Genomic DNA, 228 nt, shown 5'->3' with positions numbered 1-228 from the left:
GCCATTTTCCGCTGAAGCCTGTCATTGAGTCCCCTCATAAAACAATTCTTCTATTTCGGATCTGTATTCATCGGGTCATTGGCATACTATTAGAGTTGGTGGAATTTATTGAGATACTGCATCACAGTATCTCCTCCTTGCTTGAACCAGATAAACTCTTCTTGTTTCATATGGAGCACTCCCCCTGGAACATAATGCTCCCGGAATGCTAGCTTGAATTTCATTGCA

At 42.1% G+C, this 228-nt stretch carries 1 protein-coding gene; it reads right to left on the bottom strand.

Features of this window, described 5'->3' with window-relative positions:
- Positions 1-89: 89 nt before the first annotated feature.
- Positions 90-224 (bottom strand): hypothetical protein, encoded by a 135-nt coding sequence (locus tag DNU06_RS18315; RefSeq protein ID WP_394342457.1) that lies wholly within the window; start codon positions 222-224, stop codon positions 90-92.
- Positions 225-228: the final 4 nt, after the last annotated feature.

The organism is Putridiphycobacter roseus (assembly GCF_003234935.1).
In the GTDB taxonomy this organism is placed as follows: Bacteria; Bacteroidota; Bacteroidia; order Flavobacteriales_D; family Crocinitomicaceae; genus Putridiphycobacter; species Putridiphycobacter roseus.
Note: the sequence above shows the minus strand (reverse complement) of the source record. Positions and strands in the feature narration are given on the sequence as shown.